This window comes from Faecalibacterium sp. HTF-F (assembly GCF_023347535.1).
GTDB lineage: Bacteria > Bacillota > Clostridia > Oscillospirales > Ruminococcaceae > Faecalibacterium > Faecalibacterium wellingii.
In genome coordinates, this window is record NZ_CP094473.1 from 146,117 (window position 1) to 169,842 (window position 23,726).

General features: G+C 60.9%; 23 protein-coding genes. 13 read left to right on the top strand and 10 right to left on the bottom strand.

Going from position 1 to position 23,726, the window contains the following annotated elements:
• Positions 1–20 precede the first annotated feature (20 nt).
• A complete protein-coding gene (locus tag MTP37_RS00690; RefSeq protein WP_249237752.1) occupies positions 21–269 on the bottom strand; it encodes a hypothetical protein in 249 nt (82 codons plus the stop codon).
• 192 nt (positions 270–461) lie between these two features.
• Between MTP37_RS00690 and MTP37_RS00695 the strand changes: the two genes are divergently transcribed.
• The 4 genes from MTP37_RS00695 to MTP37_RS00710 all read left to right on the top strand — a co-directional run bounded on the left by MTP37_RS00695 (position 462) and on the right by MTP37_RS00710 (position 3,290).
• Positions 462–1,223 carry an AzlC family ABC transporter permease gene (locus tag MTP37_RS00695; protein ID WP_249237753.1) on the top strand — a complete coding sequence of 254 codons (762 nt, stop codon included), beginning with the start codon at positions 462–464 and terminating at the stop codon, positions 1,221–1,223.
• Positions 1,220–1,549: a branched-chain amino acid transporter permease gene (locus MTP37_RS00700; RefSeq protein ID WP_005943786.1), complete on the top strand. Its 330-nt coding sequence runs from the start codon at positions 1,220–1,222 to the stop codon at positions 1,547–1,549. Before MTP37_RS00695 ends, MTP37_RS00700 begins: the two co-directional genes overlap by 4 nt.
• 188 nt (positions 1,550–1,737) lie before the next feature.
• Positions 1,738–2,595 carry an NAD(P)/FAD-dependent oxidoreductase gene (locus MTP37_RS00705; RefSeq protein WP_249237754.1) on the top strand — a complete coding sequence of 286 codons (858 nt, stop codon included), beginning with the start codon at positions 1,738–1,740 and terminating at the stop codon, positions 2,593–2,595.
• Positions 2,596–2,600: 5 nt separating this feature from the next.
• On the top strand, positions 2,601–3,290 hold the full coding sequence (locus MTP37_RS00710) for a Crp/Fnr family transcriptional regulator (protein ID WP_249237755.1): 690 nt from the start codon (positions 2,601–2,603) through the stop codon (positions 3,288–3,290).
• Between the two features lie 49 nt (positions 3,291–3,339).
• On the opposite strand, the gene MTP37_RS00715 is transcribed toward MTP37_RS00710, so the two are convergent.
• The 3 genes from MTP37_RS00715 to MTP37_RS00725 form a co-directional block, all read right to left on the bottom strand.
• A complete protein-coding gene (locus tag MTP37_RS00715) occupies positions 3,340–3,807 on the bottom strand; it encodes a hypothetical protein (RefSeq protein WP_249237756.1) in 468 nt (155 codons plus the stop codon).
• A gap of 25 nt (positions 3,808–3,832) precedes the next feature.
• Positions 3,833–4,795 (bottom strand): TIGR03943 family putative permease subunit, encoded by a 963-nt coding sequence (locus tag MTP37_RS00720; RefSeq protein ID WP_249237757.1) that lies wholly within the window; start codon positions 4,793–4,795, stop codon positions 3,833–3,835.
• An 81-nt stretch (positions 4,796–4,876) separates the two neighbouring features.
• A complete protein-coding gene (locus MTP37_RS00725) occupies positions 4,877–6,124 on the bottom strand; it encodes a CobW family GTP-binding protein (RefSeq protein ID WP_249237758.1) in 1,248 nt (415 codons plus the stop codon).
• A 503-nt stretch (positions 6,125–6,627) separates the two neighbouring features.
• Here MTP37_RS00725 and MTP37_RS00730 point away from each other — a divergent pair.
• Positions 6,628–8,427: an aminopeptidase P family protein gene (locus tag MTP37_RS00730; protein ID WP_249237759.1), complete on the top strand. Its 1,800-nt coding sequence runs from the start codon at positions 6,628–6,630 to the stop codon at positions 8,425–8,427.
• 99 nt (positions 8,428–8,526) lie between these two features.
• On the opposite strand, the gene MTP37_RS00735 is transcribed toward MTP37_RS00730, so the two are convergent.
• Both MTP37_RS00735 and MTP37_RS00740 read right to left on the bottom strand, forming a co-directional pair.
• Complete coding sequence (locus MTP37_RS00735; RefSeq protein ID WP_249237760.1) at positions 8,527–9,432, bottom strand: glycosyltransferase family 2 protein; 906 nt, start codon at positions 9,430–9,432, stop codon at positions 8,527–8,529.
• A 14-nt stretch (positions 9,433–9,446) separates the two neighbouring features.
• On the bottom strand, positions 9,447–10,364 hold the full coding sequence (locus MTP37_RS00740; RefSeq protein WP_249237761.1) for a glycosyltransferase family 2 protein: 918 nt from the start codon (positions 10,362–10,364) through the stop codon (positions 9,447–9,449).
• Between the two features lie 62 nt (positions 10,365–10,426).
• On the opposite strand from MTP37_RS00740, the gene MTP37_RS00745 reads away from it, so the two are divergent.
• On the top strand, positions 10,427–11,149 hold the full coding sequence (locus MTP37_RS00745) for a LytR/AlgR family response regulator transcription factor (protein WP_249237762.1): 723 nt from the start codon (positions 10,427–10,429) through the stop codon (positions 11,147–11,149).
• Between the two features lie 53 nt (positions 11,150–11,202).
• Here the strand turns inward: MTP37_RS00745 and MTP37_RS00750 are convergent, their stop codons facing one another.
• Positions 11,203–12,186 carry a glycosyltransferase gene (locus MTP37_RS00750; RefSeq protein ID WP_249237763.1) on the bottom strand — a complete coding sequence of 328 codons (984 nt, stop codon included), beginning with the start codon at positions 12,184–12,186 and terminating at the stop codon, positions 11,203–11,205.
• A 208-nt stretch (positions 12,187–12,394) separates the two neighbouring features.
• Positions 12,395–13,045 carry an HAD family hydrolase gene (locus MTP37_RS00755; RefSeq protein ID WP_249237764.1) on the bottom strand — a complete coding sequence of 217 codons (651 nt, stop codon included), beginning with the start codon at positions 13,043–13,045 and terminating at the stop codon, positions 12,395–12,397.
• Positions 13,046–13,192: 147 nt separating this feature from the next.
• Between MTP37_RS00755 and MTP37_RS00760 the strand changes: the two genes are divergently transcribed.
• Entirely contained in the window at positions 13,193–14,383 is a 1,191-nt protein-coding gene (locus MTP37_RS00760) for a patatin-like phospholipase family protein (RefSeq protein WP_249237765.1), read from the top strand.
• The gene (locus MTP37_RS00765) at positions 14,370–15,977 is read left to right on the top strand and encodes a phosphoenolpyruvate--protein phosphotransferase (RefSeq protein WP_249237766.1); all 1,608 of its coding nucleotides are present in this window, start codon (positions 14,370–14,372) and stop codon (positions 15,975–15,977) included. The genes MTP37_RS00760 and MTP37_RS00765 overlap by 14 nt, the downstream gene beginning before the upstream one ends.
• A gap of 47 nt (positions 15,978–16,024) precedes the next feature.
• On the opposite strand, the gene MTP37_RS00770 is transcribed toward MTP37_RS00765, so the two are convergent.
• Positions 16,025–16,768, bottom strand: a complete 744-nt coding sequence (locus tag MTP37_RS00770) for an RsmE family RNA methyltransferase (protein WP_249237767.1) — start codon at positions 16,766–16,768, stop codon at positions 16,025–16,027.
• A 73-nt stretch (positions 16,769–16,841) separates the two neighbouring features.
• The gene (gene prmA / locus MTP37_RS00775; protein ID WP_249237768.1) at positions 16,842–17,756 is read right to left on the bottom strand and encodes a 50S ribosomal protein L11 methyltransferase; all 915 of its coding nucleotides are present in this window, start codon (positions 17,754–17,756) and stop codon (positions 16,842–16,844) included.
• Between the two features lie 317 nt (positions 17,757–18,073).
• Here prmA and MTP37_RS00780 point away from each other — a divergent pair, with 317 nt between their 5' ends.
• The 5 genes from MTP37_RS00780 to pstA all read left to right on the top strand — a co-directional run bounded on the left by MTP37_RS00780 (position 18,074) and on the right by pstA (position 23,511).
• Positions 18,074–19,540 carry a PTS transporter subunit EIIC gene (locus tag MTP37_RS00780; protein ID WP_249237769.1) on the top strand — a complete coding sequence of 489 codons (1,467 nt, stop codon included), beginning with the start codon at positions 18,074–18,076 and terminating at the stop codon, positions 19,538–19,540.
• A gap of 176 nt (positions 19,541–19,716) precedes the next feature.
• A complete protein-coding gene (locus MTP37_RS00785) occupies positions 19,717–20,316 on the top strand; it encodes a GNAT family N-acetyltransferase (RefSeq protein ID WP_249237770.1) in 600 nt (199 codons plus the stop codon).
• Positions 20,317–20,614: 298 nt separating this feature from the next.
• On the top strand, positions 20,615–21,508 hold the full coding sequence (locus MTP37_RS00790) for a phosphate ABC transporter substrate-binding protein (protein WP_249237771.1): 894 nt from the start codon (positions 20,615–20,617) through the stop codon (positions 21,506–21,508).
• 241 nt (positions 21,509–21,749) lie between these two features.
• Positions 21,750–22,661 (top strand): phosphate ABC transporter permease subunit PstC, encoded by a 912-nt coding sequence (pstC, locus tag MTP37_RS00795; protein WP_249237772.1) that lies wholly within the window; start codon positions 21,750–21,752, stop codon positions 22,659–22,661.
• Positions 22,654–23,511: a phosphate ABC transporter permease PstA gene (gene pstA, locus MTP37_RS00800; protein WP_249237773.1), complete on the top strand. Its 858-nt coding sequence runs from the start codon at positions 22,654–22,656 to the stop codon at positions 23,509–23,511. The genes pstC and pstA overlap by 8 nt, the downstream gene beginning before the upstream one ends.
• Positions 23,512–23,726 lie beyond the last annotated feature (215 nt).

Sequence of the window (23,726 nt, forward strand, 5' to 3'; positions counted from 1 at the left end):
GGGAGGTTTTTTGCGTATCGTTACTTCTGCTCTTTATCTACCACCTGGATCCTGCCCTTCTTCCACAGTACGTAGGAGGTCAGGATGCCGATGGGCAGCATCACGATGATAAAGATGCCCACAAGGCCGCCCAGCACGGAGCCGTAGCCTGCAAGGCGTGCGGCGAGGGAGAGCACTGTCATGATGACCAGCACCGGCAGCACGCCCTTGATGCCGCCCTTGACCACCTTGCTGCCGCTGGACGAGCTGGCGAACAGACCCAGCGCCATGGAGCCGAACAGGGCCGGCAGGGGAAGCCTTCATGCGGAAAATTGGTTTCCATGGCAGCGGGGCCGCTACTCTTGCAAAAGCCGTGAAACCTGCTATAATAATACATACATCTACATATCGAGGAAGTGGGTTTGACGGCAGCACTGCGGCTGCGGTCAAAGGCCCTATGCTGTTTTTTTGAGGGAAGACCAATGGAATATGCAACCGGACAACAACTGACAAGGCGGCAGAGCACCGTATGGCGGGCACTGCGCGCCGCCGCACCGCAGACCATCCCGGTGCTGGCGGGCTATTTTGTGCTGGGGATGGGCTATGGCATTTATGTGCAGTCGCTGGGCCTGCCGGTGTGGATGCCCATGCTCATGGGCACGGTGGTCTACGGCGGTTCGCTGGAATTTGTGCTGGCAAGCCTGCTGCTGAGCGCGTTCTCGCCCCTTTCGGCCTTTTTGATGGCGCTGATGATCCAGGCGCGGCATCTGTTCTACGGCCTTGCCATGCTGGAGCGCTACAAGGGCTACGGTCTGCGCAGCTTTTATATGATCTTTGCCATGAGCGACGAGACCTTTTCCATCACCTGCTCGGCCGAGCCGCCGGAGGGGGTGGACAGGGGCTGGTTCATGTTCTTCATCACCCTGCTGGATCAGTGCTACTGGGTGTTCAGCGCCGGTCTTGGCGCGGTGGTGGGTTCGGTGCTGCCCTTCAGCACCGAGGGTGTGGACTTTGTGATGACCGCCATGTTCACGGTGATCTTCCTCAACCAGTGGGAAAAGGACCGGCAGCACTACAGCGCCCTGATCGGCCTTGCCGCCCCGCTGGTGTGTCTGGTGTTTTTTGGCTCCGGCAGCTTTCTGCTGCCCTCCATGGGATGCATCCTGATCCTGCTGCTGGCCCTGCGCAAGCCCATTGAAAAAGCCGAGGGCCCTGCAGAAGAGACCGGGGAGGTGGGCGCATGACCGCCGTTCAGATGGGGCTGACCATTGCGGTGTGCACAGCCGCCACCATGCTCACCCGCTTTCTGCCCTTTGTGGTGTTCTCTTCCAAGGATCAGCAGCCGCCAGAGGTGGTGCGGTATCTGGGCCGGGTGCTGCCCGCAGCCATTTTTGGAATGCTGATCGTCTACTGCCTGAAAAGCGTCACCCCCTTTGCGGGCAGCCGCGGCATTCCGGAGGCCATCGCCCTGCTGGTGACGGTGGGCCTGCACAAGTGGAAGCATGAGACCCTGCTCAGTGTCGCGGGCGGTACGCTGTGCTATGTGCTGCTGGTGCAGCTGGTGTTCTGAAGAAAGAGAAAAGCGCGCTGCCGAGCAGGAGGATTCCTGTACGACAGCGCGTTTGTGCATGGGACGATCCGCTGACAGCGAACCGGAGCAGGACCGTCCGAAAAAACGATGCTTTGCGACCCGGTCACGGAAATTTTTCAAAAAAAGGTGTATACTGTAGAAAAATGCATCCGAAGGAGGGGTTTCCCATGCCCAGCATTATCATTATAGGTTCCGGCCCGGCAGGCATTTCCGCTGCTCTGTACGCTGTCCGCGCCGGTGTGGATACCACGGTGCTCACCAAAGGCCCCGGTGCCCTTGACCGCGCCGAAAAAATTGAAAACTACTACGGCTTTGCCCAGCCTGTTTCCGGTGCGGAGCTGGAACGCCGCAGCATGGAAAACGCCAGACGTCTGGGCGTGCAGTTCGTCACGGCCGAAGCGGTGGGCCTGACCTATACAGATAAACTCACAGTAGAAACATTGGATAAAAATTACCCGACGGATGCTGTGATCCTTGCCACGGGCGCATCCCGGGCGGTGCCGCGCATCCCGGGCCTTGCCGGGTTGGAGGGGCACGGTGTGAGCTATTGCGCCGCCTGCGATGCCTTTTTCTACCGTGGAAAGGACGTGGCGGTGCTGGGCAGCGGCGAGTACGCCCTGCACGAGGTGCAGGCTCTGCTGCCGGTGGTGCACAGCGTCACCCTGCTGACCAACGGCGCACCGCTGACGGCGGACTTCCCGCCGGAGGTCACAGTCTGTCCGCAGGCCGTGGAGGCTGTTCTGGGCGAAACCGTTGTCACCGGCGTGCAGCTGTCCGGCGGAGCGCAGCTGCCTGTCAGCGGCGTGTTCGTGGCGCTGGGCGTGGCGGGCAGCACCGCACTGGCCCGGAAGATCGGCGCAGAGGTGGACGGGAACCGCATCGTTGTGGATGCGCGGATGCAGACCACCGTGCCCGGCCTGTATGCGGCGGGCGACTGCACCGGCGGCCTGCTGCAGGTGGCAAAGGCCGTGTATGAGGGCGCACAGGCTGGCACCGAAGCCGCCAAGGCCCTGCGGAAAGGATGAATGGAATGACGGAAAAAGCGACCGACCACCGTGGCTGTCTTGCCAAAGGCTTTCCCTTCTGGAACGACCTGACGCCGGAGGAGCAGGAGATGCTCTGCCGCTACACCCGGCCGGTGCACTATGCAAAGGGGGCAAGGGTGCACAGCCCGCTGGAAAGCTGTGTGGGCATCCTGCTGCTGCGCTCGGGCCAGCTGCGGGCCTATCTGCTCTCGGAGGACGGGCGGGACGTGACCCTTTACCGCCTGTTCGGCGGGGAGGTGTGCATCCTGTCGGCCTCCTGCGTCATGGACTCGGTGAACATCGACCTGTATATCGACGCCGAAGAGGACACCGAAGCCTACTGCATCAGCGCGGGCATCTTCCGCAGGCTGATGCAGCAGAACGTGCATGTGCGCTGTTACGCCTATCAGATGACGGCGGAGCGCTTTTCCGACAGCATGTGGACCATGCAGCAGGTGCTGTTCATGAGCGCAGACCGCAGGCTTGCCATTTTTCTCACCGATGAGCTGGCCAAGACCGGTGGTGATGAGGTGCGCATGACCCACGACCAGATGGCAAAGTATATGGGCTCCGCCCGCGAGGTGGTGAGCCGGATGCTGAAATACTTTGCACAGGAGGGCTGGGTGCGGCTGTTCCGGGGCGGCGTGCAGGTGCTGGACAGGAAAAAGCTGCAGCAGCTGGCAAGAGGAGAATAACCAAAAAGGGACGATGTGATGTTCACATCGTCCCTTTTCTAGTCATATGTTATCCTTTGCAGCCCTGTTCTTCCCAGTCGCCGAAGTCGCTGGCTTCGGCGATCTTGGTGGGATCGAATTTTCCGCTCTCGTCTTTGGGCGCCACGGCGGGGCCGGCTTCCACCGGGTTCGGGTTGGGCGCCTCCGGGTCGCACACCGGCTTCTCGCCGCCCTCTGCGGGTGCTGCCGGGGCAGTGGCTTCTTCGGCGGGCTGGGCAGCAGGTTCGGCAGCCGCTTCCGGGGTTTCGGCGGCAGCGGCCTCTGCATTGGCCTCGTCTGCCGCCTTTGCCTCGCCCTCGGCGTAGGCCTCGGCAGCCTTTTCGGCCTCCTTGGGGTCCAGCTCGGCGTCCTCGGGGAATTCTACTTCCTCCACGTGGAGCGGGTCTTTCTGGTTCAGAATCTTGTCCAGTGCCACGATGGCAGCACCGGTAACGGCTACCGCAGCAGCCGTGCCAAGGATACGGAACAGTGTTTTCATGCCGGGACCTCCTTGAAAGATCAGATCAAGAGAATGTTACTACATCTTCCAGCGGCTTTTCGGCGGGCTCCACCGACACAGCGGTGAGCACCGGGCCTTTGCCGCGGTAGATGTTGTGGAACTTGTAGCCTACCTTTGCGGTCACACGCACCCAGGCGCGCTGCTCCAGCGCCTTGTAGCCATCGTAGCTGCAGGGGAAGCCCACGAACTGGATGTCCTGCACGCAGCAGGTCATGGCGAAACGGCCCGGCACAAAGCTGTTCTTGCCGGCACGATTGGTCTGGCACACCTGTGCAAGGAATTTGACCGTTTTGCCGGTGTATTTCTGGGGCTCGTCCTGACAGTCCATGTACCAGATGCCGAAATCGTCATCCGGAATGTCGATGATATCCGCGTTGATGTCAAAGGGCAGCGGGTCGGGGATGTCGTCATAGGCCACGCTGCCGTCGGCAAACTCGTAGGCGATGTCGCACTTGCGGGAAGCCTGACGCACCAGCTTGTGCAGCTCCTGACGGGCGGCGTCATTGTTCACGGCTTCGGCGCGGTTGAACACGATCAGCTCACTGCGGGCGATCTTGTCCAGCAGCAGGCTGCGCATGGAGTTGTCGCGGGCGTAGGTCAGGGCGGTGGTGCCGTCGGCGGTGGCGATGCACTGGTACACGATCCAGCTCTCGGGCAGAGCTTCGGCCAGATCCTGCAGCAGCCACATGCCGTTGTACTCAATGACCACGCGGCCTGCGCCGGATTCCTTTTCCAGCTTGAGCAGATTCTGCGGGTTCAGCTCGGCCTTGTCCTCCAGCACCTTGACGGTCACGCCGGGAAAGGCGAACTTTTTGGGATTATACTCTTCTTCGCCCTCTTCGCAGATCAGCAGCAGGGTCTTGTCGCCGGAGTCAAAGTTGGGGTCTTCAAAGGTCTCCTGAATGAATTTGGTCTTGCCGCTTTCCAGAAAGCCCACAAACAGGTAGACCGGAATTTCTTTTGCCATAGGAATGGTTTCTCCTTATCGATGATTCGTCCTCTTCGCTCCCTCGCTGCAGGAGCTGGCGCGGAGCGCCGGAAGAGGGGTTCAGCAGCCGAACAGCTCTGCAATGGCCTTTTCGTTCAGCTTGGAGCCGATGACCACCAGCTTGCCGCCCACATCTGCACCGCGGGCACGCACTTCCCACTCGCCGGGCACATAGTCGAACTCCAGCCAGCCGTCTGCGCCGCCGTTCACGATGCCCTTGCTGCGCAGGATCATGCCGTAATTGCCGGTATCCAGCTCGGTGAGGGCGTGCTCCACTTCTGCCTTGGTGAACTTGCGGGCCGTCTCGACGCCCCAGCTGGTGAACACCTCATCGGCGTCGTGGTCATGATGATGGTGATGGCCGCAGCAGCAGTGGCCGTCATGGTCGTGATGATGCTCGTGCTCGTCGTCGTCATCGTCGTCATCGTCGTCATCGTGGTCGTGATGGTGACCGCAGCAGCAATGGTCATGGTCGTCATGATCGTGATGATGGTGCTCATGCTCATCGTGGTCATCATCTTCATCGTGATCGTGGTGATGCTCGTGCTCATCCTCGTCGTCATCATCATCGTGGTCGTGATGATGGCCGCAGCTGCACACACCGTTTTCGTGATCGTGGTGATGATGGTGGTGATGCTCTTCTTCCTCGTCCTCGTGGGCGTGCTCTTCGTTGGCCTTTGCAGCCATGGCGATCAGCTCTGCCTTGAAGTCGTCCTTGGTGGACATGGCCTTCAGGATCTGCTCACCGGTCAGCTCGTCCCATGCGGTGGTCACGATGGTAGCGGTGGGGTTCTTCTCGCGCAGCAGGGCGACTGCAGCGGCGATCTTCTCCTCGCTGGCGGTCTGGGTGCGGCTGAGCAGGATGCAGCTTGCGTGGCTGATCTGGTCGTCGTAGAACTCGCCGAAGTTCTTCATATACATCTTGACCTTGTTCACGTCGGCCACGGTGACAAAGCTGTTCAGCTGCACATCCAGATGTTCGGCCACGCCTTCCACAGCGCGGGTCACGTCGGAGAGCTTGCCCACGCCGGAGGGCTCGATCACGATGCGGTCGGGGTGGTACTGCTCCACCACCTGCTGCAGGGCGGTGCGGAAGTCGCCCACCAGAGAGCAGCAGATGCAGCCGGCATTCAGCTCGTTGATCTGGATGCCGCTTTCCTTCAGAAAGCCGCCGTCAATGCCGATCTCGCCGAACTCGTTCTCGATCAGAACGACCTGCTGGCCGGCAAAGGCCTCTTTGATGAGCTTTTTGATCAGCGTAGTCTTACCGGCACCCAGGAAGCCGGAGAAAATATCGATTTTGGTCATGATTCAATTGCCTCTTTCTTTTTAGCGCAAAGAGCCGCAGAGTGCTGGCTCAAATATCTTACATTCCTATTATAACAAGGCTGTCAATGGGAAAACGGCCTTTTTCAAGAAAAAATTGTAACTTTTTTTGCAAGAAAGTTGCGTTTTCAAGAAAAAAGAAGAAAACAACTCCTTCAGTCACGGCTGTTGTCGTGCCAGCTCCCTCAAGAGCGGACCCTCTCAGTCTCACTTCGTTCGCCAGCCGTTCCCCTTTCTGGCTTCGCCATCTTCCCCCGGCCGGGGGAAGTCGTTCCACTCAGGGGGAGCTTTTTGCCATCTGCCGATAAGTGGAGTAAAACCTCCCCCTTTCGGGGGAGGTGGCATCGCGCAGCGATGACGGAGAGGGTTCGTACTCCCCTGCATTGCAATCTTTTTCCCGGAATGATACAATAGGACACAGAAAAATTCCCCGCCGCCGGGGGCTTTTCCGGCGGTCCGGCCATAGAAAAAAGGAAGCTGTCATTATGAGCATGAATACCGTACCCGAGCGCCTTGCCGCGCTGCGTGCCGCCATGGCCGCAAACGGCGTGGCTGTTTATCTGATCCCGGTGGGGGACCCCCATGCCAGTGAGTACCTGCCCGCCCACTACACCAGCCTGACCTGGTTCTCCGGGTTCCACGGCGAGAACTCCAACCTTGTCGTCACCCGCACCGGGAGCGCTCTGTGGGCCGATGGCCGGTACTTCGTGCAGGCGGAAAAAGAGCTTGCCGGTACCGAGATCGAGTTGCAGCGCATGGGTGAACCGGGTGTGCCCACCGTGGAGGAATACTGTGCCGATGCCCTGAACGAAGGGGAAACACTGGGTCTGTGCGGCCTGACCGCCAGCACGGCCCTCGTGAACGGCCTGAAAAAGGCACTGGAGAAAAAAGGCGCTTCCATCCGGACGCTGCGCCTTGAGGACGAGCTATGGACCGAGGGCCGCCCTGCCCTGCCGGACACCCCGGCGTGGATCCTGCCGGAGGAGTATGCGGGCTTCTCCCCTGCCCAAAAGCTGGAACAGCTGCGCGGCAGGCTCCGGGAACTGGGCTGCACCGCGCAGTTCGTGGGCAAGCTGGACAATCTGGCATGGCTGCTGAATCTGCGCGCCATGGACATCGAGTGCACCCCCTACGCCGTGGCCTACTGCTACGTGACCCCGGACCGGGCGGTGCTGTTCATCAACACAGCCCGCGTGGCCCCGGAAGCCCGGGCAGAGCTGGAAGCAAACGGCGTCACGCTGGCGGAGTATGATGATGTGCTGTCCTGCCTTGCGGCCGAGACCGAGCCGCAGACCGTGCTGGCCGAGACGGCCACCGTCAACTACGCCGTGTATCAGGTGCTGGAACAGAATGCCGCCCTCACCGTGAAGGACGGCACCGACCCGCTGCTGCTGATGAAGGGTGTGAAGAACGAAACGGAGCTTGCCCACACAAAGCAGGCCCATATCCGGGACGCTGTGGCCATGGTGCGGTTCCAGATGGAGCTGGAAAGCCGCCTTGCCGCCGGTGAGACCCTGACCGAGCTGACCGTGGACGAGATCCTGCACAAGTACCGCAGTGCGGACGATAAATTCCTTGTGGAGAGCTTTGGCACCATTGCGGCCTACGGCGGCAACGCTGCCATGATGCACTACCACGCCACCCCGGAAGATCACGCTGTGCTGGAAAAGAAGGGCTTTCTGCTGGTGGACAGCGGTGCCACCTACATGGACGGCACCACCGACATCACCCGCACCTATCCGCTGGGTGAGCTGACCGAGGACGAAAAGCGCTTCTACACATGGACCCTGCAGAGCCATATCGACCTTGCCAGGGCTGTCTGGCTGGATTACTGCGAGTGTAAGATGATCGATACCATCGCCCGGGAGCCCCTGTGGCGCCACCTCATCAACTACCGCTGCGGCACCGGCCACAGCGTCAGCTTTGTGGGCAATGTGCACGAGGGGCCTCATGCCCTGAACAGCCGCAACACCACCCGGATGCGCCCCGGCATGGTGGTCACCGATGAGCCCGGCGTCTACGAGACCGACCTTGTGGGCATCCGCATTGAGAACGAGCTGGTGTGCATCCACAAGGCAGATAACCAGTACGGCACTTTTCTGGGCTTTGAGCCGCTGACCTTTGTGCCCATTGCCACCTCGCCCATCCTGCCCGGTGTGCTGGACAAAGACGAGCTTGCATGGCTGAACGATTACCACCGTCAGGTGTTTGCAAAGCTGGCCCCGCACCTGAACGCGGAAGAGCGGGTCTGGCTGGCCGAAAAGTGCGCCTCCATCGGCTGCTGAGCCGGATAAAAACAGAAACACCCGGATGCCGTACAGCGGCAGTCCGGGTGTGTGGTTTTCAGAAAAGTAGTGCGCCGTTTTGCCCGCGGAAACAGCCGGTTACAGCCTGCAGGAATGGGCCTGCGGGGTGTCCAGCGGCGGCAGGGTGAACTCGTTTTCGCCAAAAGCGGAGCGCAGAATGGCGGCCCGGGTCTCCGGGTAGATGCCCAGTTCGGTATAGATGCTCTTGTACAGGCCCATCACCCGCCGCCGCAGCCGAAGGATATCGGCGGTGGTCACTCTGGAGTGGGAAACGCTCTGGCTGCACTGCAGGTAATAGTAGCCGATGTCCGGGATGGAAACGGCAGTGCGCACATAGCGCAGGTATTCGGTGTTGAACAGCTGATCTTCTGCAAACAGCTCCTGCCGGAAGCGGATGCTGTGCCCGGCAAGGAGATCCCGGCGGTAGAGCTTGTTCCACAGCACACCGTAGTAAAAGGTATTGGGCTTTTCGATCAGCTGCCGGGCGTACTCCTGCCCGGTGTACACCCCGGCGGGCAGATAGCCGTAGGCCCGGGTGCAGGGCGGGTTGCGCCGGAGTACGGTGCCCAGCGCCTTTTCCCACGGGCGGGTGTGCTCCACGTAGTCCTTTGGATACACCATCCAGAAGGGCGCGATCACAAGATCGGCGGCGTGGGTCTCGGCGGCGGTGACGAGCTTTTCGGTAAAGTCCGGGGCCAGCCAGTCATCGCTGTCCACGAACTGGACGTAGCGGCCATGGGCCAGCGCAAGCCCCTGATTGCGGGTGTCCGCCGCGCCGGAATTGGGCTTGTCCACCAGCGCGATGCGGTGGTCCTGAGCGGCAAGAGCACGGCAGGCCGAGAGGGTGCCGTCCTTGGAGCCGTCGTTCAGCAGGATGATCTCGATGCTTTTATAGCTCTGGGCACAGATGCTTTTTACACAGCGGGCAATGCAGCCTGCGGCGTTGTACATGGGCACGATGATACTGACAAGGGGAAATTCCATAGCGTCTCCTTTTCTCAGATGCGGCTGTGGGTGCGTGCAGCGGCGTCGGAGAGCCGCTGCACCGGGCCGTTGGGCAGGGGGCTTTCAAACAGGCTCAGGTAGATGCCCCGCAGCCGCAGGCGGAACCGGTCGTACACGCCCAGCTGAATGCACATCTGCCGGTAGGCGCGGTACATCCGGTCACGGTGGCGCAGCATGTCTGCCACCCTCACCTGCGTGTGACAGACGCTCTGCGGGTTCTGGATGTAGCAGTAAACGGCCTCGTCGATGGCGGCGAACCGCTGCGCCGCCTGCAGATACCGGGTGTTGAACAGCTGATCCTCGGCGAAAACGACATTTTCAAACCGGATCTGCGCCATCCGGATCAGGTCGCGGCGGTAGAGCTTGTTCCACAGCACGCCGTAGTAAAAGGCGGCGGCATGGCCGGTGAGCTGCCACAGATAATCCACCTTGCTGTACTCCCCTGCGGGCAGCAGGCTGTATTCCCGGGTGTCATAGCCGCCGTCTCTGCGGGGCACCATCATCCGGTAGGGGGCCAGCACAAGGTCGGCACGGCTGCGCCGGGCAGCTGCCACAAGGTTTGCCGTGCAGCCCGGCAGCAGATAGTCGTCACTGTCCGCGAACTGGATGTACTCGCCTCTGGCCAGCGCAAGGCCGCAGCTGCGGGTGTCTGCTGCGCCGGTGTTCGGTTTATCGATCACCCGGATGCGGGGGTCGGCTTCGGCCAGCTTCCGGCAGATGGCAAGGGTGTCATCCCTGGAGCCGTCGTTCAGCAGAAGGATCTCAAGCTCCTGATAGCTCTGGGAGACGATGCTCTCCACACAGCGGGCAATGCAGCCTGCGGCGTTATAGGCGGGCACAATGATGCTGACAAGGGGTTCCGGCATGGCAATGGTCTCCATTTCTGTTTTTTCGGTGCAGCGAGGTTTCATTTATCATACTCCAGCCCTGCGCAAAAATCAAGGCAGGCGGCTGGCGGAGAGGGGAATGTCGGATGGTCTTTCACATTGCGGTATGCAGCACGGATGCGGCCCTGCGCAGCGGGCTGGAACGTCAGTGCATGGAATATTTTGCCCGGCGGCAGGATGCGTGCATCGTGCAGCAGCTGCCGGACGCAGATGCGCTTCTGCGCCGTGACGCCGAGGGCGAGCGGTTCGACCTGTATCTCATAGAGCTGGCAGCGGTGGCGGCTCCGGCCGGGCTTTCGGCGGCTGCGGAGCTGCGCCGCCGGGGCCGCAGGTCTCCGCTGGCCTTTGCGGCCCGCACGGCGGCCCACGCCTACAGTGCCTTCCGGGTGGACGCCATGCAGTATCTGCTGCTGCCGGTGCATCAGCAGGAGCTTTCGGCCCTGCTGGCCCGCGCCACCGAGCCGGAGTATGGCCCGGCCCTCACCGTGGCCACGGCCGAGGGCCTGCGGCTGCTGCCCTATGCCCAGCTCGAGTATCTGGAGTGTACCCACCATGTGGTGCGTTTCCACCTGCTCAGCGGGGAGGATGTGATGTCCCTTTCGCTGCGGGTATCCTTTGCCGAGGTGGCAAGGCCGCTTTTGGCGGACGGCCGCTTTTTGCAGCCGCACCGCTCCTATGTGGTCAATCTGGCGGCGGCCCGGCTGCTGACGGCGGGCGAGCTGCAGATGAGCAGCGGTGCGCGCATCCCCATCCCCCGCGGGCGGGAGGGCATGGTGCGCGAGGCCGTCCGCAGCTGGACCGACCGGTAAAATGGCAAACAAAAAAGAGCTGCCTTGTGCAGCTCTTTCTCATGTACGGAAGTTCAGGCCTCTGATTTGGCGTGGCGTTTCTTTTCCTTGTCGGAAGCATCCAGAACACCAAAGCCCCAGTGGTTGGCCATGTCCATGATGATCTTCTGGGGCGAACCGGCGGGATAGGCATTCTCCGAGAATGCGGTCAGGAATTTGTACAGCTGCGGCTGCACCTTGTCGTACAGGCCCAGCTTTGTGTAAAGATCTTTGTAGTAGCGGAACACCTGCAGCTTGTTCTGCACGATGGAAGCCAGATTGATCTGGGTGTGGCAGATGCTCTGGGGGTTCTGCACATAGTGGTAGCCTGCCTTGGGGATGGAAACGAATACGTTGGCGTACAGGATATATTCCAGATTGAATACCAGATCCTCGGCCCAGCGCACCTCGCTGGTGAACTGCAGATGGTTGTCCACAAGGATGTCGCGGCGGTAGAGCTTGTTCCACAGGACGCTGTAGAAGAAGGATGCGGGCTTTTCCATCAGGCGCAGGGCAAAGGTGTCGCGGTCATAGATGCCCTCGGGCAGAAAGCCGTATTCGCGCACATCATCGGGACGCTTTTCCTCGATGCCAAGGTTCTCCTGCAGGTTTTCCAGAGCCTGACCGGCCTTGCAGGAGTTTGCCGGGATCACCATCCAATAGGGGGCGATCACCAGATCGGCATTGTTGGTCTCGGCGGCCGTTACCAGCCGCTCGGTAAAATCAGGCTCGATATAATCGTCGCTGTCCACAAACTGTACGTACTTGCCGGATGCAAGGGTCATGCCGCAGTTGCGGGTGTCCGACACGCCGGAATTGGACTTGTCCACCAAAACGATACGCGGGTCTTTTTCGCGGAACTGCTCACAGACCGAAAAGCTTTCATCTCTGGAACCGTCGTTGACCAAAATGATCTCGATATTCTTCCACGTCTGCGCACAGATGCTCTCCAGGCAGCGGGCAACACTATTCTGCACATTGTACACTGGCACGATAATGCTGACGAGTGGGTTGTTCATGACGGAAGGTCTCCTCTTTACGGATATTATACCTTTATATTTTAAAAATCAAACGGTGTATTCTCACATATCTTACAAAAACAGGGAAATGAGGGCACTGCCCCCTTGGGACAGTCCTGTTTATAATATCATACTCTTCTTGATGGCAAAAAGCAAGAGTAATACCCCTTTAATATGAAAAAGAACCGCACCCTGCGGCCCTTTTTTATTACACGGCGGTCCAGTCCAGCGCATCCCACCGGGGGAGGAACTGGCTGCAGACGCGGCGCATCTCCGGCTCGTCGGCGGCAGAGGCGGGGTCTGCGATGCCCACGACGTAAAATCCGGCCCCGTGCGCCGTGGAAGCGGCGTACACTGCATCCTCGCACACCGCACACCGGGCGGGGTCTGCACCGCCCAGACGGCTCATGCATTCAAAGAACACTTCCGGGCGGCTCTTGTGCAGCGCACCCTGCGCCTCCACGATGAAGGAAAAATACCCGGCAATGCCAAGACGGGTGAGCACGGTGCGGCACTGGTCGGCCCATGTGTTGGAGCAGATGCACATGCGGGCACCCTCGGCCTGCAGCTTTGCCAGCATCGTGCGCACGCCGGGCTTGAGCTCCACGGTCTCGTACAGCTCGGCGATCACCTCCCGCATTACGGCAAAGTAGCTCTCCTCGGTCAGCGGCAGATCGTATTCCCGGATCAGGTACCGTGCGCCTTCCTGCATCCCCATGCTCAGCAGGGTGGCACGCAGGTCGGCACGGGGCGTGCGGCCGTAGCGGCGCAGCAGGGCGTCCGGCGCACCCTCCCATACCACGGTCATGCTGTCGGTCAGGGTGCCGTCCATATCAAAGATCCATTGGCTGCAGTGCATGAGAATGCCTCCTTTAAAGTATCCTGACAAGTATACCATGTTTCTTAGCCGGGAGAAAGCCTTCAATTTACAAAAAAAGGGAGAAATTTCTCCGGAAATATGCTATAATCTGAACAAAACCGGAACCAATCAAAGGAGGCGGAGGCAATGGAAGAACGCAGTGTCCCGTGCAGAGCTCTGGTGCTGGCCGGCGGCGGTGCCCGCGGCAGCTATCAGGTGGGTGTGTGGCGCGCGCTGATGGAGCTGGACTGGCACCCGCAGATCATCACCGGCACCAGTGTGGGCAGCCTGAACGGTGCCATGTTCGTGCTGGACCAGTACGAAACGGCGCGGGACATGTGGCTGAGCATCCGCAGCAAGGACGTGATGGAGCTGCCGGAAGAGGATGCCGACCTCTCGGCCCTGCACCAGTTCCTGCGCAGTGTGGTGAAGGCCGGCGGCATGGACGTGACCCCGCTGGAGGAGATCGTGGAGCGGGTGCTGGACGAGGATGCCCTGCGCGCCGCGCCTATCCGCTTTGGCCTTGTCACGGTGGAGCAGCGGGGCCTCAAGGCCCGGGAGCTGACGCTGGACGAGATCCCGGCAGGAAAGGTCAAGGACTACCTGATGGCCTCCGCCGCCTGCTTCCCTGCCCTGCGGGCGCGGGACATTGACGGGGTCAAGTTTCTGGATGGCGGCTACAGCGACAACATGCCCACCGGCCTTGCCAAACGGATGGGCGCAGAGGAGCTGGTGTGCGTAGACCTTGAGGGGGTGGGCATCACCCGCCCGAACCTCACCGGCCTGCCCACCGTCATGGTGCGCAGCTACTGGGAGCTGGGGGATATCCTGCACTTTGACCCGGACACTGCCCGCCGCAACATCGAGCTGGGCTACTACGACACCCGCCGCGCTATGGGATATCTGCGGGGGTGCGCCTATGCGGTCTCCTGTGACGCCCAGAGCTGCGCGGACGCTGCTGCCTTCCATGCAAAATTTGAGCGGGTGCAAAAGCAGGTGCGGGAGAAATACCCCGTCACCCTGACGGCGGACGCCGCCCTGCTGCTGGCCAACATGAAGGATGCGGACCTTGCCCCGCTGGAAGCTGCCGCCGAGGATGTGGGCGTGAGCCCTACCGGCTACTATACCACCCACACCCTGTGCGATGCGTTCCTTGCAAAGTGCGATCAGGCACGGATGCAGAGCTTTGCACCGCTGTTTGAGGGCAGCGCCGATGCGGCGCGGGCTGCGCTGGCGGCATTGCTGCCCAATACCTTTCTGCAGGCGCTGGTCTGGCACACCCTGACCACGCCGGAAACGGAACTTTTGCCGGAGGTGAACCAGAATGAAGATCTATAAAGGTTTCTGTGCCTCGCCGGGCCTTGTGCTGGGTCAGGTGAGCCGGTTGGAGCATCATGTGGAGACCACGACCGTTGGCCCCTTTAAACCGTCCCGGGAGCTGCAGCTGCTCACCGATGCCATCCGCACCGCGCAGGACGAGCTGGAATCCATGGCAGACCGCGCTGCGCCCAGCGAGCAGGCCATCTTCCAGTTCCAGAGCATGATGCTGGACGATGAGGGCATGATGAACGAGGTGCGTTTCTGCATCAATGCGGGCGTTGGCGCCGCTGCGGCCATGAATCAGGTGGGCCAGCGCTACGCCGACCAGCTGGCCAACATGAAGGATAACCCCTACATGCAGCTGCGCAGCGTGGATATTCTGGACGCCACCCGGCGGGTCATCAACATCATCACCAACCGCCCCCGCATGTGGCTGGCGCTGGACCACCCGGTGATCCTTGCCGCAGAGCGGCTGATGCCCACCGACCTGTTCAGCGTGCCCTCCGGCATGATTTTAGGCATCATCACGGCAGAGGGCAGCGGCCAGAGCCACGCGGCCATCATTGCCCGGGCAATGAATATCCCGGGCGTCGTGCAGGTGGGCCGGGATTTTCTGGACGACTGCGACGGCCGCACCGTGATTTTGGACGCCACCGGGGGCCAGTGCACGCTGGACCCGGATGCTGCCGCCCGCCAGCAGGCCGAGACCCGCATCTGTGAGCTGCAGCGGGAGAATGAAGAGATGGGGCAGCTGCATGCTCTGCCCAACAGGACAAAGGACGGCCAGCCCTTTGAGCTGCTGGCCAACTGCTTTGGGCCGGAGGACATCGACACGGCCATGCAGTCCGGCGCGCAGGGCGTGGGCCTGCTGCGCACCGGCTACATGATGCTGCCGGGCCGCATTCTGGACGAGCAGGAGCAGTATTTCTTCTACTGCTCCTGTCTGGCGGCGGCGCAGGGCCGCCGGGTGACCGTGCGCACCTTCGACTTTGGCTCAGACCGCACCATTTCCGACGCCTATCAGGGCCTGCAGTCCTCCAAGCTGGGGCTGCGGGGCATCCGCAACAGCCTGCGCCAGCCCCGCCAGTTCGAGACGCAGCTCTGCGCGCTGATGCGCGCCGCCGCCCGGGGCCCGCTGCAGGTGATGTTCCCCATGGTGACGACGGTGGAGGACTGGGACGCCGCCATGCGCGTGGTGGAGCGCTGCCGGGAGCATCTGCGGGAGCGGGGCGTGCCCTTCAAGGAGGATACCAAGTTCGGCGTGATGCTCAGTGTGCCTGCCGCCTGCCTGACGGCGGAGGAGTTCGTGGCGCACGGGGTCGATTTTCTTGTGGTCGGCACCAACGACCTGACCCAGTACACCCACGCCGCCGACCGTGAGCTTGCCAGCGCGGAGCACTACTACCGCCCGGCCAGCAGCGCCATGAAAAAGCTCATCACCATGGTGATGGACGCCGCCAGAGAGCGGGATGTGCCGGTGACCATCTGCGGCCTTGCGGTGGGCAACCCGGCCAACACGGTGCAGTATCTGCAGCTGGGCCTGCGCAGCTTCTCGGTGAGCCCGCAGAACCTTTTGAACGTGAAGAAAGCTCTGCGGGAAGCAGAGACATAAACCCTGAAAATAACAAAAAAAGCAGCTGCAACGCAGCTGCTTTTTTGTTACTCCAGATCCCCGGTCAGGGTCATGACGGACGCAAGGACTGCCAGCGGGGCGGTCTCGCAACGCAGGATGCGGGGGCCAAGGCCCACCGTTCTGGCACCGGCCTTTGCGGCCATTTCGGCTTCCTCGGCGGCAAAGCCGCCCTCGGCTCCGGTCACGATGGCAATTTTCCGCTTTCTGCCGTCGGCAGGCGCGGTCTCTGCCAGCAGTTGGCGCAGGGGCGCGCCGCCGCACTCGTAGCAGAACAGCACAAGGTCATACTGGTCAAAGGTGCGGCACACGGCCCCGAAGTTCGGCAGCGGCAGGGCCACATCCGGCAGAACGCCCCGGCCGCACTGCTTGGCGGCTTCCGCTGCAATGCGGTTGTAGCGCTCGTTCTTCTGCTCCTCTTTTTTGGGCGCGGCCACGCAGTACCGGCTGAAGAAGGGGATGAAGTGGGCTGCGCCCAGCTCCACCCCGTGCTTGATGATCTGTTCCAGCTTGTCCTGCTTGGGATAACCGGCCAGCAGGGTCACTTCCACGCCGGGTTCGGCGGCGCTGGGATAGCCCGGCTCCACCCGGAACTCCACGCACTCGTCCCCAAAGCCGGTGATGGTGGCGGTGTATTCCACGGCGTTGCCGTCGCACAGAATGACAGTATCGCCCAGCTTTGCGCGCATCACGCGGGCAAGATGGTGGGCATCGGCCCCGCGCAGGGTGGCGGTGCCGTCAGAGATCTCGGTGGTAAAATAACGGTGCGGCATTTTATCAATCCTTTTACATCTTATAGCTCGCCCTTCGGGAGAGCTGGCGCGTCAGCGCCTGAGAGGGTTCTCCTTACGCTTTCTTGCAGACGATGCACTCCCAGCCGCGCTTCTCCTTCACTTCCACAACGGCAAGGCCGGCCTTTTCCAGACCTGCGATCACTTCGTCCTTGCGGCTGTCGATGATGCCGCTGGCAATAAAGGTGGCACCCTCCGCCATCAGGCCCGGCACGGCGGGAGCCAGAGACAGGATGGCGTTGGCCACGATGTTGGCGGTGATGATGTCGTATTTGCCGCTGGCCTTGTCCGAAAGGTCGCCCACCAGCACGGTCAGCTTGTCCTGCACGCCATTCAGGGCGGCGTTTTCCCCGGCGGTGCGCACCGCCACGGGGTCGATGTCCACGCCCTCGGCCACGGCAGCGCCCAGCTTCAGTGCCGCAATGGCAAGGATGCCGCTGCCGGTGCCGATGTCCAGCACCCGCTCGCCGCCGGTCACCCGCTCGTCCAGCGCTTCCATGCACAGGCTGGTGGTCTCGTGGCCGCCGGTGCCGAAGGCAAGGCCCGGGTCAAGGATCAGCTTTACCCGGTCGGTGTCGTACTGCTGCCACGAGGGCACCACCGCCAGCCGTTTGCCGATCTCCAGGGGGTGATAATACTTGCGCCAGCCGTTCTGCCAGTCCTCCTGCTCCACGCCCTCGGTCTCTGCGGTGTAGGCGATGCCGGCGGCTTCCATGCGGGCGGCAATGAGGGCCAGCGTCTCCACGGGGGAAGCGCCCGGCTCCAGATACATATGGATGATAACGGTGTCGCGGGGCTTGTCCAGCAGCTCCTGCTCGATCAGATCCACATGGGCGATCTCGGCCACCTGCTGCTCGATGTCGCTGTAGTCTTCGATATAAATACCGCCCTCGGCGATCATGGTGGCAACGGCTTCGGCGTTGTCGGCATCGGCCTTGGCTACGGTCAGGCGGATATCAGTCCATTCCATAAAGTAAACCTCCTTCGGTTCCCGGCTTTTCTTATAATAGTATAGTACCCGATTCGGCTGTGGGATGCAAGCCTTTGGGCAAAATGTACGTAAAAAGAAAAGAATTTTCAACATAAAGACGGTGCGCGTGCGGAAAAGCCAAAAATTATCGACTAAAAAGCCGGTAAATAAGGACTTTTGACGCATTTTGATAGAAAAATGAGAAATGGGCTTTCTTTTCTTTCAAAAATATGTTACTATTTTATTACGGAATTATGGACAGCCGACAACCAGAGGCGTCTGTAAACACAAACATTTCTTAAGGAGGAATGTGCTTTATGATGAAGTATCTCCAGAAACTGGGCAAAGCATTGATGCTCCCCGTCGCGGTCCTGCCGATCTGCGGTATCCTGATGGGTCTCGGTTATGCCCTTGCTCCGGGCGTCATGGGCGTTCCCGGTGCTGCAACCTCCGGTGCAGCTTACACCGTTGGCTTCCTGCTGGTCAAGGCAGGCGGCGCTCTGATCGATAACATGGCATGGCTGTTTGCCATTGGTGCCGCTGTCGGCCTTGCTGACAACGACGGCACCGCAGGTCTGGCCGGTCTGGTCAGCTTCCTGATGATGCAGCAGCTGCTGAACCCCGGCGTGGTCGGCATGGTCCGTCACCTGGAAGAAGGCACCGCTACCTACATCGCTTTCCAGAAGGTCGCCGGCAACTCCTTCATCGGCATTCTGGCCGCTGTTGTGGGCGCTGCCTGCTACAACAAGTTCAAGGATATCCAGCTGCCTGACTGGCTGGCATTCTTCTCCGGCAAGCGCTTCGTTGCAATTGCAACCGGCCTGATCTCCATTCTGGTGTCCGTTGTTCTGCTGTTCGTCTGGCCCGTCATCTTCGACGCTCTGGTCGCAATCGGCAACGGCATCGCTGGCATGGGCGGCGTCGGCGCCGGTATCTACGCCTTCCTGAACCGCCTGCTGATCCCCACCGGCCTGCACCACGCTCTGAACAACGTGTTCTGGTTCGACACCATCGGTCTGGGCGACCTGTCCCACTTCTGGGCTGGCGAGACCTCTGCTGATGTGGGCTGGAGCCTTGGTATGTATATGTCCGGCTTCTTCCCCTGCATGATGTTCGGTATTGCCGGTGCTGCTCTGGCTATGGTCAAGACCGCTAAGAACAAGAAGGCCGCCATCGGTCTGGTTCTGTCTGCTGCAATCTGCGCATTCGTCTGCGGCGTCACCGAGCCGTTTGAGTTCGGCTTCATGTTCCTGTGCTTCCCGCTGTACATTGTGTACGCTGCTCTGTACGGCATCTTCACCATCATCACCTACTACTCCGGTTTCCGTGCTGGCTTCTGCTTCTCTGCAGGCGCTACCGACCTGGTGTTCTCCGCTTCCCTGCCCGCAGCTGCCAAGACCTGGATGATCATTCCTCTGGGCATCGCAGCCTTCGTGGTGTTCTACGCAGTGTTCTACTTTGCCATCACCAAGTTCGACCTGAAGACCCCCGGCCGTGAGGACGAGGACGAAGAGTCCGAGAAGAAGGTCGTTCTGGCAAACAACAACTACACCGAAGTTGCTTCCGCTGTTCTGGCTGCTGTTGGCGGCAAGGAGAACGTGAAGGACGTTGGCTACTGCGCAACCCGTCTGCGCTTTGAGGTCAAGGATAACGCCAAGGTGGACGAGAAGGCCGTCAAGGCTGCTGGTGCTGCCGGTGTCATCCGTCCCAGCAAGACTGCCTGCCAGGTGATCATCGGCACCAAGGTCCAGTTCGTGTACGACGAGCTGAAGAAGATGCTGTAACACAAGGCATTCCATCTGACCCGATGCGGGAGACTGGTTGATCCCGCACCATCATAAAACTGCCGCCGGGAGACGGGACTCAGCTGTCCGCTCCCGGCGGCTTTTTGCGTTCCTGCACGGAGTATGCTATACTGGAAGCAGCAAAACAGGGCGCACCTGCCCGGGAGGAGAAAGCGATGAGCAAAACGTACAACTGGCGGAAACTGAACGAAAAAGAGCTGACGCGGGTCTATCTGGACGAAATGCGGCGGGACTTCCCGCCCACGGAGCTCAAGCCCCTGAGCATGATCCTGAACAGCGAAGCCAACGGCACAGCCCACACATGGGGCGTGTTCGACGGCGAAACACTGGCGGCGTATCTGCTCATGGTGCGCCCGGCGGGCAGCAGGGTGAGCCAGCTGGATTACTTTGCCGTGCTGCCGGAATACCGTGCTGCAGGGCTGGGCGCGCAGCTGCTGGCCGACCTGCCGCAGCACGAGCGGGGTGCACAGGCCATCCTCATTGAGGCCGAATGCCCGGATAAGGCGGAGGACGAGACAATGGCGGTGCGGCGGCTGGGCTTTTATGCCCGGTGCGGGGCCCGGGACTCCGGCTTCACCGAGCATCTGTTCGATGCATGGTTCCGCATTCTGGTGCTGGACTGCCCGGGTGCCGGTACCTTTGCGGACCGGCAGGCCGTGGATGCACTGGTGGACTGCTACCGCCGCACCATCAGCGAGACCGAGTGGCAGAAGTACGTGCAGTTCTACTGCCCGGACGGAACAAAATACTGCTGAGCAGAAGGCGCTCCATGGAGGGCGCCTTCTTTTTTTGTCACTTTGCCCAGCCGGAAAATGGCATTTTCGGCATATTTATCCTGTTTGTAAAATCCGAGTGCAGGTTTTTCATCCCGGCTTTACACAGAGCTGACACGCCCGCAAAAACGGTGTGCAAAGCTTTACCTCCATTTTGCGCGTACATGGTCGCAGCGCGCATGGCGGTGCGGTACAATAAGGCCGTTCCCAAGGAAAACACATAGAAACAAGAAAACATCGGCCGGAAATGCATTCCGGCATTTATTGGAGGAAAAGGGTTATGAAAAAGATCACTCGTCGTTCGTTTATCACTGTCTGCGGCGCTGCTGCTGCAGCGATGGCTCTGACCGCCTGCGGCGGCGCAGCCTCTTCCACTGTGGCATCCTCTGCTGCAGAGTCCACCTCTTCTTCTGCCGCTGCTGAGACCGCTGCAGGCACCCTGTCCGGCAATGTGGCTACCGGCGGTTCTACCTCCATGAAGAACGTCATCGCTGCCCTGACTGAGGGCTTTGCCGAGGTGGAGCCGGGTGTCACCGTCAGCTACGACCCCACCGGTTCCGGCGCAGGCATCACCGGTGCTACCGATAAGACGCTGGACATCGGCCTGTCCTCCCGCGCCCTGAAGGACGACGAGAAGAACGACGTGGACGGCACCATCGTGGCTCTGGACGGCATCGCCATCGTTGTCAACAAGGCCAGCAAGGTGGCAGACCTGACCGTAGACCAGCTGAAGCAGATGTTCACCGGCGAGATCACCAACTGGAAGGATGTGGGCGGCGACGACGGCGAGATCGTTCTGGTGGGCCGCGAGGCCGGTTCCGGCACCCGCGATGGCTTTGAGAGCATCGTGGATGTGAAGGACAGCTGCAAGTACGCACAGGAGCTGACCGCTACCGGCGCAGTCATCAGCGCTGTGGAGGCCAACCCTCTGGCCGTCGGCTACGCTTCCCTGTCCGCTGTGGGCGACACCGTTGCCATGGTCACCGTGGAGGGTGTGGAGTGCAGCGAGGATACCGTCAAGGATGGCAGCTACAAGATCCAGCGTCCCTTCGTGTTCGTCACCAACAAGAGCGCGACCCTGTCGGAGCAGGCACAGGCCTTTGTGGACTTTGCCACCAGCAAGGACGCTGCCGACCTCATCCGCACCGCAGGCGCTGTGCCGGTGAACGAGTAAAAGAGTGAAAATTTAGCTGGCTCGCCCTCTCCGTCATTGCTTGCGCAATGCCACCTCTCCCAAAGTGAGAGGCCTTGGCAGTCCATGCAAAGTCTCCGGTTTCGCCAGAGGCTCTCCCTTTGGGAGAGCTGTCGAGACACGAAGTGCCGAGACTGAGAGGGCGAGGCCGTTCACAAAATACCCCGCCGCGTCGGGCTGCCGTTTCTGCGGGCCGACGCGGCTTTTATAAAGGATTTCGGCTATGAACAAAAAATCCTATCTGAGCCGGGTGCGGCTGCCCCGTACCCCCGCCGAATGGCTGGAAGCAGTGATGAACTTCATCTTCTTCCTGTGCGGTATGCTGGCGGTGGGCTGCGTGGTGCTTATCTCGGTGTACATGGTGATCTCCGGTGTGCCGGCCATCCACAAGATCGGTCTGTTCCAATTCCTGTTCGGCACAAAGTGGGCCTCCACGGCAGCCCAGCCGCTGTTCGGCATCCTGCCCTTTATCCTGTCCAGCATCTACGGCACGCTGGGCGCTGCCATCATCGGTGTGCCCATTGGCCTGCTGACGGCGGTGTTCCTCTCCAAGGCCGCCGACCCCAAGCTGCGCACCGTGGTGGTCACCGCCATCGAGCTGCTGTCCGGCATCCCCAGCGTGGTGTTCGGCCTGCTGGGCATGCAGGTGCTGGTGCCTGCCGTGGCAAAGACCTTCGGCAAGGCTTCCGGTGCCTGCCTGCTGAGCGCTATCGTGGTGCTTTCCATCATGATCTTGCCCAGCATCGTGTCCGTGTCGGTCACGGCGCTGAATGCTGTGCCGCCGGAGTATGAGCAGGGCAGTCTGGCACTGGGGGCTACCGACACCGAAACGTGGTTCAAGATCAGCATCCCGGCTGCCAAAAGCGGCATTGCCGCAGGCGTTGTGCTGGGCATCGGCCGTGCCATCGGCGAGGCCATGGCGGTGATGATGGTGGCAGGCAACAGCCCAAACATGCCGGACAGTCCCTTCCGCAGCGTCACCTTCCTGACCACCGCCATCGCCAAGGAGATGAGCTATGCCGGCGGTCTGCAGCGACAGGCGCTGTTCAGCATCGCACTGGTGCTGTTCGTCTTTATCATGATCATCAATGTTGTGCTGAATGTTGTGCTGAAGGGAGGAAGCCGGGATGAATAAGGGCCTTTCGCCTTCCCGTCAGATGTGGAACCGGGTCATGACCGCACTGGTCTGGGCCAGCGCCGTGCTGGTGATGGTGCTGGTGGCCGGTATCATCGGCATGGTGCTGGTGCGGGGCATCCCCCACATCAGCTGGAAGTTCCTTTCCACCACTGCCAGTGTGCTGAAAAAGACCGACGGCATCCTGCCTGCCATCCTCAACACACTGTATGTCATTGTGCTGACATTACTGATCGTACTGCCGCTGGGCGTAGGCGCGGCGGTCTACCTGACCGAGTACGCCTCCAACCGACGGATTATCGAGGTCATCGAGTTCACCAACGAAACGCTGGCGGGCATCCCCAGCATCATCTACGGTCTGGTGGGTATGCTGGTGTTCAGTCAGGCACTGGGCTTCCAGACCTGTCTGCTGTCCGGTTCGCTCACGCTGGTGGTCATGAACCTGCCCACCATCATCCGCACCACGCAGGAATCCCTCAAGACGGTGCCGCAGGGCTACCGGGAGGGTGCCATGGGTCTGGGTGCAGGCAAGTGGCACATCATCCGCACCATCGTGCTGCCCTGCAGCATCGACGGCATCGTGACCGGCTGCATTCTGGCTGTGGGCCGCATCGTGGGCGAAAGCGCCGCCCTGCTCTTCACCGCCGGTGCCGCAGAGGTCATTGCCAAGAGCGTGGCCAAAGCCTACACCTCCAACGGTGCCACCCTGTCGGTGCTGCTGTACCTGCGTGCCTTTGAGGACGGCGATTTCGCTTCGGCCTGGGGCATCGGTGCAGTGCTGCTGGTGCTGGTATTGGCCATCAACCTTGCGGCGCGGCTGGCAAAGACCAGGCTGAAACAGAAACAGTAAAAAAGAGCGAACCCCACAGGGATGCCGTGTGCGGTATGAGCGGTTGCAGATACTCCGCAAAAGCCTTCACCCCTTGGGGGGAAGGTGGCGCGCAGCGCCGGATGAGGGGTGATTTCCCGCAAGCAGCAGCTTGCCCGCGCCCTCATCAGTCACCTGCGGTGACAGCTTCCCCCGACCGGGGGAAGCCTTTAGAGAAAACCGCAAGATTGATAGAT